Genomic DNA, 8410 nt, shown 5'->3' on the forward strand with positions numbered 1-8410 from the left:
GTGGTGTACTATGAGCCAAGGGTTCATGTGATGCCCCAGGGTTCATCATCCCCGAGCAGGATGGCTCTCGTCGCCCGACGTCTGGGATTCAGCGGCATAATCGTGATGAGCATCAACGGATCTGGGGATCTACAGGGGCTCGATGCGGCGCAGAGGATAGGAGGCATAAGCGTCGCCAGTGGTGTCGAGATCGCGTCGAAGGATCCCAAGAGCCTGAAGGGCAGGATCGCCTCCCTCAGGGATCGCTACCCGTTTCTCGCAGTTCATGCAACCAGCGAGTCTGTACTAAGAGAGGCCCTTGACGATCCCAGGGTTGATCTCGTCGTGAATTCTGGATTCAGGCTCACAGTGCCAGAGGCGAGATCTGCGAAGAGGAACCAGGTGGCTCTCGCCATCGATCTCCAGCCGATGATCAGGCTCAGGGGTGCATCCCGGTTAAGATGGCTGGATCTGCAGAGGTACAACGTGCGGGTTGCAAGGAAGTTTAATATCAGCATCATGATAACAGCGAGCCCGAGGTCGCATCTGGATCTGAGATCGCCGAGGGATATGATGGCCATGGCCCAGATACTCGGGATCAGCAGGCAGGAGGCTCTCGAGGCGCTCCGGCTGCCCGGCAGGGTTCTTGATATGAACCAGCGGAGATGGGTATCTCCCGGGGTGGAGGTTCTGGAGACACACCCACATGAAGAGCGGGGATCTGATTGAGAAGCAGACTGCCGGTGATGAGGGACAGGCGGCGCTACATCGTATTCGAGCTTGAGTCTGAGGGGCATATCGATGCAAGGGACGTCTCGATCGAGATACAGTCCTCCTACCTGAGCCTCTTCGGGGATTCAGGGTGCGCCAGCCCCAGGCTCATATCCTTCGACGGGCGATTTGGCATAGTGAGGTGCAGAAATGGATGCGTGGAGGAGCTTAGGGCAGCTCTCGCGACCATTCATACAATTGCGGGATTCCGGGCTGCGATAAGGGTCCGCGGCGTCTCCGGGACGATCAAAACCGCCACAGAAAAGTATATACCGCAATCTAGCATAAAGCCCGAGGAGCATCGGAGAAGAGTAGACCTAAAGGGAATTTCTGGAGTGATTGTGAGCACCCGCGGTCATGAGATCGATGTATCTCCGGATGACCATATAGAGGGGCTGGATACCAGATATCTGGGTCTTACATATTTTGACTTGGAAGGAGGATGTGATTATGCAGATGGCACCTCAGATGGGGTATGACCGGGCGATCACAGTGTTCAGCCCGGACGGCCGGCTCTTTCAGGTTGAGTACGCGAGGGAGGCGGTCAGGCGAGGCACGACAGCAGTGGGCATTAAGGCCACGGATGGGGTCGCGGTTCTTGTTGATAAGAGAATAACAAGCAGGCTCATGGAGCCGGAGTCGATAGAGAAGATATTCCAGATAGACACTCACATAGGTGCCGCCACATCCGGGCTTGTGGCAGATGCCAGGATACTGGTCGACAGGGCGAGGGTTGAGTGCCAGATAAACAGGCTGATCTACGATGAGAAGATAGGCGTTGAGGCACTATCGAAGAAGATATGCGACTTCAAGCAGACCTACACGCAGTACGGCGGGGTCAGGCCATTCGGGACAGCCCTGCTCATAATAGGTGCTGAGGATAACAGGGTGAGGCTCTTCGAGACGGATCCAAGCGGTGCGCTACTTGAGTACAAGGCCACAGGTATAGGGGCTGGCAGAGCAGCGGTCATGGAGGTCTTCGAGGCGAAGTACCGTGAGGATATGAACATGAAGGAGGCGATACTCCTAGGGCTCGAGGCCCTCTACAGGGCGTCAGAGGGGAAGCTCGACGCCTCGACGACCGAGATAGGGGTTATAATGCTGGAGGACAAGACGTTCCGCAAGCTAGAGGAGTCTGAGGTCGCTGAGTACATCGAGATGCTGAAATCCCAGCTCGGAGGAGAGGCCTAGGATGGTAAAGCTCGATGAGGCTGTTCCCGCGAGGCTGAAGAGCCACGGCGCGGTCTTCGAGGTTCTTGTGGATCCGGATGGAGCCCTTGCGATGCGCCGCGGGGAGGATGTCAGAATAGAGGACATACTAGCGGTCGAGGATGTCTTCGAGAACGCGAGCAGAGGGGACAGAAGCGCCGAGGAGGATCTAATCAAGGCGTTCGGCACAACAGATCCTCTCGCGATAGCGGAGATCATCATAAAGAAGGGCGAGATCAGCCTCACAGCAGAGCAGCGGCGGAGGATCATAGAGTCCAAGAGAAGACAGGTGATAGAGCTGATCGCGAGGAATGCGATAAACCCGCAGACCAGGACGCCACATCCCCCATCGAGGATCGAGCAGGCGATGGCAGAGGCGAAGGTTCACATCGATCCGACAAAATCTCTGGAGGAGCTCGTCGCAATAACGATGAAGGCTATACGCCCCATAATACCGATAAGGTTCGAGGAGGTCGAGGTCGCGGTGAAGGTTCCAGCGAGCTATGCCGCGAAGTCATACGGCGAGATATCAACCTTCGGCAAGCTCGTGAGGGAGGCATGGCAGAACGACGGCTCCTGGATCGGGGTTATCAGGATACCTGCGGGGATGCAGACAGAGTTCTACTCTCTCGTGAACAGGCTCACAAAGGGCGACGCAGAGACCAAGCTGCTGAAACACTGAGGATCTTGTGATGGACCGCAAAATCGTGATACCCGGGGATCTGCTCTCTGAGGACACAAGGAGAGCCGGTGAGGGCACCTATGTGAGGAACGGCAAGGTGTACTCTCTTCTCTACGGCATCGCCAGCTTCAGGGAGAAGATCAGCGTGATCCCACTGGCAGGGAAGTATATACCTGCTATCGGGGATAACGTGATCGGAGTCGTCAAGGACATAACATTCTCGAACTGGATTCTAGACATAAACTCGCCCTACGACGGGCTGCTCCACATTTCCGAGTTTCCTAAGAAGATCGATGTCGAGGACATGTCGAAGTATCTCCGCATAGGTAGCTCGGTCATGGCCAGGGTGAAGGACGTCGATCCCGCGATGAAGGTGGAGCTGACCCTGAACGACAGGAGGCTTGGTGTCATAAAGACCGGCAGGGTCGTGGAGATAAGCCACACCAGGGTTCCCAGGCTCATAGGAAAGGGCGGGTCGATGATAAGCATGCTCAAGAAGGAGCTTAACTGCAACATATTCGTCGGGCAGAACGGCAGGATATGGGTCAGCGGGAACGAGGAGGATATGGACCTGGCCTTGAAGACCATACTCCTGATCGAGAGGGAGGCCCACACGAACGGCCTCACAGACAGGATTGTTGAGTACATAAAGGATGCGAGAAGGGCCAGAGGATGATTATATGGATGAAAGGGTATTCATAAAGGATGGAATTCGCCTTGACGGCAGACGCTTCGATGAGCTCCGGCCCATAAAGATGGAGGTTGGCGTGCTCAAAAGAGCCGATGGCTCCTGCTACATAGAGATGGGCGATAACAAGGTCATAGCGGCTGTGTACGGACCGAGGGAGGTTCACCCCAGGCATCTCCAGGAGGTCAACAGGGCCATAATAAGGTACAGATACAACATGGCCTCCTTCTCCGTGGAGGAGCGTAGGAGGCCCGGCCCTGACAGAAGGAGCTACGAGCTATCGAAGGTCAGCCGCGAGGCCCTGGAGCCTGTGATACTGACATCGTACTTTCCGAAGTCTGTCATAGACATATTCGTGGAGGTGCTTCAGGCGGATGCCGGAACCAGGACGGCTGGGATAAATGCTGCATCAGTTGCGCTTGCAGATGCGGGCATTCCGATGAGGAGCCTCGTGTCGTCATGCGCAGCCGGGAAGGTTGATGGCCAGATAGTCCTGGATCCCATGAAGGACGAGGACAACTTCGGCCAGGCGGACATGCCGATCGCAATAACGCCCACAGGCGAGATCACGCTCCTTCAGATGGACGGGATCATGACCAGGGATGAGTTCCGCCAGGCGATAGAGCTCGCGAAGAAGGGGTGCCAGGAGATCTACAGGATCCAGAGAAAGGTGCTCATAGACAGATACAGCCAGTTCGAGGATCTTCAGGATGAGGGGAGCAGAAGATGAGCAGCGTGATATCTGAGATAAGAAAGGACTATCTGTACAACCTGCTGCTGCGCGGCGAGCGTGCGGATGGAAGATCCTTCACCCAGTACAGGCCGATAACCATCGAAAGGAACATAATAAAAAAGGCTGAGGGCAGCGCTCTTGTCAAGCTCGGAAAAACCCAGGTCATGGTCGGGATCAAGATACAGCCTGGCGAGCCGTTCCCGGACGCCCCGAACCGCGGTGTGATAGTGACGAATGCGGAGCTTGTGCCGCTGGCATCTCCGATATTCGAGCCGGGGCCTCCGAATGAGTACGGAATAGAGCTCGCCAGGGTCGTCGACAGGGGCGTTCGCGAGTCTGGTGCAGTGGACCTGGACGCGCTCTGCATCGTTCCTGGGGAGAAGGTCTGGGTGATATTCATAGATATACACATACTGGACGACTGCGGGAACATCATGGATGCGTCCAGTCTGGGCGCCATCGCAGCTCTTCTCGGCACCACCGTGCCGGCGAGCCGGTTCGGTCTCGGCGATGACTTCCCGCTTCCGGTCAGGGACATACCTATCGCCACGACAGCTGTCGAGTTCGGGGATGTCGTGCTCTTCGATCCGGACATAGACGAGGAGGCGATAGCCGATGCCAAGCTCACAGTGATAACAAAGGCAGACGGCACGATATGCGGGATGCAGAAGAGCGGGCCGGGAATGCTCTCAGAGGAGCAGGTGTACCGCATTGTTGATATAGCATGTGAGAATGCTAAGGAGATCCGAGAGAAGTTTCTGGAATGATGCGTTATGGTCAAGCAATTCAAGAAGGGAAGAAAGACCAGGTCCGCGGCCAGGTTTGGACCCAGGTATGGAAGGAAGGTCAGGAAGCTCATAGCCGATATCGAGGAGAAGAGCAGGGCAAGGTACGACTGCCCGAGGTGCAACAGGACCAGGGTCAGGAGAATCGGCACGGCGATATGGCAGTGCTCGAAGTGCGGCTATGAGTTCGCAGGCGGTGCGTACCTTCCGGCGACATCCGCTGGGAGGTCTGTTGTGAGATCCATGATCAAGAGGTCGATGGAGACGGAGTAGATGGCCTACAAGTGTGCCAGGTGCAAGAGGACTGTGGAAGTTGATTACGAGTACGCTGGCGTGAGATGCCCCTACTGCGGCCACAGAATACTTATGAAGGAGCGGCCCACCACAGTAAAGCGGATGAAGGCGATCTGATTGTATGAGGGGCCGTGCAGAGATCGTCTTTGAGCTGCCGGATCCTGAGATTGTGATCAGTGCGCTGGAGCCGGAGCTTGATGACGACCTACATCGTGGGAAGGTGGAGATCCGCGCCAATGATAATGGAATGGTGCTGATTGTCGAGGGCGATGACGTGGTCTCCCTGAGAGCGGCCCTGAACACCTGGCTGCGGCTTGTCAGGATATGCGTGGAGATGGTTGAGATATGAGCGGAGAGTTACCCCCGCAGGTGCAGAATCAGCTTGCTCAGCTGCAGCAGCTGCAGCAGCAGGCTCAGGCACTTGTTGCGCAGAAGAGCCAGATAGAGCTCCTCAAGAAGGAGGCAGAGGCTGCGATCAAGGAGCTGGACAAGTCTCCAGATGATGTGGTGGTCTACAAGAATGTCGGAGAGCTCATGCTCAGATCCGACAAGGCGACGCTGATGACCGAGCTGAAGGAGAGGGTGGATCTCCTTGATCTCCGCCTGAAGACGGTCGCCAAGCAGGAGGAGAGGATACAGGCGAGGTTCAACCAGCTTCAGGACCAGCTGAGGCAGTCGCTTGGCCAGATGCCGCCGAGGGGCGGCTGAAACCGAATGGACCCGTGGCTTAGCCAGGATATAGCACCGGGCTTCTAACCCGGGGGTCGCGGGTTCGAGTCCCGCCGGGTCCGTCATATCCACGGTGATGCTATGTGTGAGCTGTCGGTCTACATGGTTGCCGGTGGCAAAAGGGAGCTTGTAATGGAAAGCGTGGTCAGGATAGTCGTCATGGATGGCAGGATTCTCTTCGAGGGCATACTTGGAGGATCTAAGGAGGTCGATGGGAAGCTCAAGGAGATCAACATACTCTCTCAGGAGGTCCTGATAGAGGCCTGACAGCGTATATGCGGTGCCGTTTGAATGTGCTGATGCTCTTCATTTTCTCCTGAGGCTGCCTCAAAACTGCATGAGCAACAGCAGGTTCTCACGCAGTACCTCTGAGTTTCATTACCCTGTCCCGTTGAAGACGGCAGGATCTTTGTGACAGTTTCACAAGCATACCTCATATTGTCTAACACAGTAACTTCTCGTGCCCTGAAGTTCCCTGATGGTAATTTCTTTATAAAAGCTCGGATCAGACTCCTTTCATGATCGAGCTCAGGAGCGATCCTTATGTCCTCAAGCCGAGGCTGGCTCCCCCGACGGAGAGCGATTTCAGGGTACATCTGAACATCGGATGGTGCAGGGGCGTCCTCTTCAATGTCGTCGCTCTCAAGAACTCCGTGGCGATAGTGGAGTACGATGCCATCCTATGGTCAGAGGACTCGATTATGTTCGTGGAGTACAAGGACTCTGTGGCAGCATACAAGGGCCTCTCAGCAAGAAGAATACAGCAGATGGACAGCCTGGCAAAGAACATTGCGAGGGGTCTGGGGTACAGGAGATACTGCTTCGTCATCGTCGTGAAGGATCTGCAGGAGATCACATCCAGAGGGGGCGTCGATGTAATTCCGCTGTACATGCTGGGAAGCTACGAGCCTGCTTTTTTATCGACGTACAGCGAGCTCGATTACCTTGAGAAGCTCATGGCAAAGTACACCCGTGAGGAGAAGACAGAGTTCGTGAAGGATCTTGAGAAGCTGAAAAAGATGATAGAGACCGGTCTGGCTTGAGGTCATTTCTGAAAGCCTCCGATGTGAGACCGGACCTCACCGGCAGAGAGGATGTCACCATGAGAGGATATGCCACTGCATACGGCGCAGCAACTGTGCTGAACGCCATCGCGAACTGGAAGGGCTCTGCGTTTGGAATATCGCTCAGAACATCCGCAGAGGTGGTGCTCGACGATTCTGAAAAAGTGATGGGCGATGCATCAGGCGTTGACACAACGCTCATTGTCAGGTGCGTGGAGCGCGTGCTGCGCCACTTCGGCCTCGATTGCGGGGGCGTTGTGAGGACCAGGAGCGAGATACCGGTTGCTAGCGGCCTGAAGTCGAGCAGCGCTGCTGCGAATGCCGCGGTGCTCGCAGCTGTGGATGCGCTCGGCGAGGAGATCGATCTGATCGATGCGGTGCGCATCGGGGTCGGGGCAGCTCTCGATGCAGGCGTCACGGTGACCGGCGCGTTCGATGACGCGTGCGCCTCAATGCTCGGCGGTGTTGTGGTGACGGATAACATGAAGAGAGAGCTCTTGAAAAGAGATCTTCTCCACTCAGAGGTGATCCTACTCATTCCAGATGAGCGGTTCTTCTCCCGGGATGTCGATGTGGAGCGGTGCAGGCTCTTCTCTGGAGTTGCTGATGTTGTGTTTGAGATGGCAATGAATGGGGATTACGCGGGAGCCATGACCCTGAACGGGCTCATGTACTGCACAGCGCTTCGCAGATCTCCGGAACCGATAGTCCTCGCGCTCAGGGCGGGCGCTGCGGGAGCGACGCTCTCCGGCACCGGGCCCGCGTACGCTGCACTGGTCGATGATCGCTCACGGGATGATGTTGCTGAGGCATGGTCATCGCTCGGCGGAAGGATCATAAGGGCGGCGGTCGAGAACAGAAGCGCCAGGATGGGGCAGGCAGATCTCTTTCAGGAGGGGATATGATGGGTTTGGTTGAGCATCGTATGGAGGTTCAGAAGATCGACGAGGAGATCCTGAGGCTGATACAGAAGCGCATGGCTCTTGCGGAGGAGATATACAGGGACAAGGCCGCGCTCGGCCTCTCGATATCCGATCCGGACCAGGAGGCTCTGGTCCTCAGCAGAGCTGTGGATATGGCCACGGAGCTCGGTCTCGATCCGGGGAGCATAAAGAGCATATTCAGAATACTCATCGATATGAGCCTGCAGAGGCAGCACGGCCTCCGTGGCGAGGACAACCTGCCCTGATACGAAAGTCGCCGCAAAAGCGGATACGCAATCGGTGATCCCTATTCATGAACCCATGCAACCCGCGCAGAGGGATGGCTTTGATAAAGGCTCATTGAACCTGCTGGGACGCACAGGGCAGCGGAAACACTGCCTACAGCTCTGTGTGGCTGATGGATGTGAGTGGATATTTAGAGCGGAGTGCAGGAGATCCCCCTTCAGGGGGCGCTCTCAAACCTCCTGACCAGCTCTTCCTTGATCCTCTTTATGGCCTCGACAGCAGGCCCGCCAACATCTACGGGCGCCTT

The 8410-nt window shown here is 56.2% G+C and carries 15 protein-coding genes and 1 tRNA gene; all 16 read left to right on the forward strand.

Annotated features, from left to right (window positions below; genetic code table 11):
• The 16 genes from QFX31_RS03640 to QFX31_RS03715 all read left to right on the forward strand — a co-directional run bounded on the left by QFX31_RS03640 (position 1) and on the right by QFX31_RS03715 (position 8123).
• Entirely contained in the window at positions 1 to 708 is a 708-nt protein-coding gene (locus QFX31_RS03640) for an RNase P subunit p30 family protein (protein WP_348530771.1), read from the forward strand.
• On the forward strand, positions 705 to 1229 hold the full coding sequence (locus tag QFX31_RS03645) for an Rpp14/Pop5 family protein (RefSeq protein WP_348530772.1): 525 nt from the start codon (positions 705 to 707) through the stop codon (positions 1227 to 1229). Before QFX31_RS03640 ends, QFX31_RS03645 begins: the two co-directional genes overlap by 4 nt.
• Positions 1201 to 1941 (forward strand): archaeal proteasome endopeptidase complex subunit alpha, encoded by a 741-nt coding sequence (gene psmA, locus QFX31_RS03650; RefSeq protein ID WP_348530773.1) that lies wholly within the window; start codon positions 1201 to 1203, stop codon positions 1939 to 1941. The genes QFX31_RS03645 and psmA overlap by 29 nt, the downstream gene beginning before the upstream one ends.
• Position 1942: 1 nt before the next feature.
• Positions 1943 to 2641 (forward strand): ribosome assembly factor SBDS, encoded by a 699-nt coding sequence (locus QFX31_RS03655; protein ID WP_348530774.1) that lies wholly within the window; start codon positions 1943 to 1945, stop codon positions 2639 to 2641.
• Positions 2642 to 2651: 10 nt separating this feature from the next.
• Entirely contained in the window at positions 2652 to 3317 is a 666-nt protein-coding gene (gene rrp4 / locus QFX31_RS03660; RefSeq protein ID WP_348530775.1) for an exosome complex RNA-binding protein Rrp4, read from the forward strand.
• 4 nt (positions 3318 to 3321) lie between these two features.
• The gene (gene rrp41, locus QFX31_RS03665; protein WP_297757524.1) at positions 3322 to 4059 is read left to right on the forward strand and encodes an exosome complex exonuclease Rrp41; all 738 of its coding nucleotides are present in this window, start codon (positions 3322 to 3324) and stop codon (positions 4057 to 4059) included.
• Entirely contained in the window at positions 4056 to 4829 is a 774-nt protein-coding gene (rrp42, locus tag QFX31_RS03670; RefSeq protein ID WP_297757521.1) for an exosome complex protein Rrp42, read from the forward strand. Before rrp41 ends, rrp42 begins: the two co-directional genes overlap by 4 nt.
• A gap of 6 nt (positions 4830 to 4835) precedes the next feature.
• Positions 4836 to 5120, forward strand: a complete 285-nt coding sequence (locus QFX31_RS03675; RefSeq protein ID WP_348530776.1) for a 50S ribosomal protein L37ae — start codon at positions 4836 to 4838, stop codon at positions 5118 to 5120.
• Entirely contained in the window at positions 5121 to 5258 is a 138-nt protein-coding gene (locus QFX31_RS03680; protein ID WP_011696526.1) for a DNA-directed RNA polymerase subunit P, read from the forward strand.
• Between the two features lie 4 nt (positions 5259 to 5262).
• Complete coding sequence (locus QFX31_RS03685; RefSeq protein WP_348530777.1) at positions 5263 to 5490, forward strand: KEOPS complex subunit Pcc1; 228 nt, start codon at positions 5263 to 5265, stop codon at positions 5488 to 5490.
• A complete protein-coding gene (locus QFX31_RS03690; RefSeq protein WP_296608742.1) occupies positions 5487 to 5849 on the forward strand; it encodes a prefoldin subunit beta in 363 nt (120 codons plus the stop codon). The genes QFX31_RS03685 and QFX31_RS03690 overlap by 4 nt, the downstream gene beginning before the upstream one ends.
• 8 nt (positions 5850 to 5857) lie before the next feature.
• Positions 5858 to 5932 (forward strand) — tRNA-Arg (locus tag QFX31_RS03695).
• Positions 5933 to 5951: 19 nt separating this feature from the next.
• A complete protein-coding gene (locus QFX31_RS03700) occupies positions 5952 to 6137 on the forward strand; it encodes a CooT family nickel-binding protein (RefSeq protein WP_348530778.1) in 186 nt (61 codons plus the stop codon).
• Positions 6138 to 6388: 251 nt separating this feature from the next.
• A complete protein-coding gene (locus tag QFX31_RS03705; protein ID WP_348530779.1) occupies positions 6389 to 6913 on the forward strand; it encodes a hypothetical protein in 525 nt (174 codons plus the stop codon).
• Positions 6914 to 6972: 59 nt separating this feature from the next.
• Entirely contained in the window at positions 6973 to 7839 is an 867-nt protein-coding gene (locus QFX31_RS03710) for a shikimate kinase (RefSeq protein ID WP_348530847.1), read from the forward strand.
• Positions 7836 to 8123, forward strand: coding sequence for a chorismate mutase (locus QFX31_RS03715; protein WP_348530780.1), 288 nt, complete (start codon positions 7836 to 7838; stop codon positions 8121 to 8123). Before QFX31_RS03710 ends, QFX31_RS03715 begins: the two co-directional genes overlap by 4 nt.
• Positions 8124 to 8410 lie beyond the last annotated feature (287 nt).

This window comes from Methanothrix sp., assembly GCF_030055635.1.
GTDB lineage: Archaea > Halobacteriota > Methanosarcinia > Methanotrichales > Methanotrichaceae > Methanothrix_B.

Bases quoted from the DNA above. Each gene is read 5' to 3' on its own strand.
- rrp4 (WP_348530775.1), top strand. From the start codon at position 2,652: ATGGACCGCAAAATCGTGATACCCGGGGATCTGCTCTCTGAGGACACA.
- QFX31_RS03685 (WP_348530777.1), top strand. From the start codon at position 5,263: ATGAGGGGCCGTGCAGAGATCGTCTTTGAGCTGCCGGATCCTGAGATT.
- rrp42 (WP_297757521.1), top strand. From the start codon at position 4,056: ATGAGCAGCGTGATATCTGAGATAAGAAAGGACTATCTGTACAACCTG.
- QFX31_RS03655 (WP_348530774.1), top strand. From the start codon at position 1,943: ATGGTAAAGCTCGATGAGGCTGTTCCCGCGAGGCTGAAGAGCCACGGC.
- QFX31_RS03675 (WP_348530776.1), top strand. From the start codon at position 4,836: ATGGTCAAGCAATTCAAGAAGGGAAGAAAGACCAGGTCCGCGGCCAGG.
- QFX31_RS03705 (WP_348530779.1), top strand. From the start codon at position 6,389: ATGATCGAGCTCAGGAGCGATCCTTATGTCCTCAAGCCGAGGCTGGCT.
- psmA (WP_348530773.1), top strand. From the start codon at position 1,201: ATGCAGATGGCACCTCAGATGGGGTATGACCGGGCGATCACAGTGTTC.
- QFX31_RS03715 (WP_348530780.1), top strand. From the start codon at position 7,836: ATGATGGGTTTGGTTGAGCATCGTATGGAGGTTCAGAAGATCGACGAG.
- QFX31_RS03690 (WP_296608742.1), top strand. From the start codon at position 5,487: ATGAGCGGAGAGTTACCCCCGCAGGTGCAGAATCAGCTTGCTCAGCTG.
- QFX31_RS03680 (WP_011696526.1), top strand. From the start codon at position 5,121: ATGGCCTACAAGTGTGCCAGGTGCAAGAGGACTGTGGAAGTTGATTAC.
- rrp41 (WP_297757524.1), top strand. From the start codon at position 3,322: ATGGATGAAAGGGTATTCATAAAGGATGGAATTCGCCTTGACGGCAGA.
- QFX31_RS03700 (WP_348530778.1), top strand. From the start codon at position 5,952: ATGTGTGAGCTGTCGGTCTACATGGTTGCCGGTGGCAAAAGGGAGCTT.
- QFX31_RS03710 (WP_348530847.1), top strand. From the start codon at position 6,973: ATGAGAGGATATGCCACTGCATACGGCGCAGCAACTGTGCTGAACGCC.